Genomic DNA, 290 nt, shown 5'->3' on the forward strand with positions numbered 1-290 from the left:
AATCGCGTCGCCGACGGTGGCGGCCTCGCCGAGCTGCTCGCCCTCACCGTGGGTCGCGCGCTGGAGCTGCTGACCGCGACCGGGCGTGATCCCCGCACCGAGACGATCGGCTGGACCGTGCTGCGCCGCTTCGAGCACACCGTGGCGGCACCGCAGCTGCACCAGCACACCCGGATCGCCGCGATCGAGGCGGTGACCGATGGCCCGTGGCTGCGCGAAACGGGCCGGGCCGCCGTCCGCTCACGCTGGGCCGCGATCGAGCGCCACGCCTTCGACCATCCCGCAGAGCT

General features: G+C 74.1%; 1 protein-coding gene. It reads left to right on the forward strand.

Annotated elements, in window-relative coordinates:
* Positions 1–290, forward strand: a 290-nt coding sequence (locus tag JHE00_RS34715) for a hypothetical protein (protein ID WP_200326444.1), incomplete at both ends; no start/stop codon positions are given.

The organism is Prauserella cavernicola (assembly GCF_016595675.1).
Classification (GTDB): Bacteria; Actinomycetota; Actinomycetes; order Mycobacteriales; family Pseudonocardiaceae; genus Prauserella_A; species Prauserella_A cavernicola.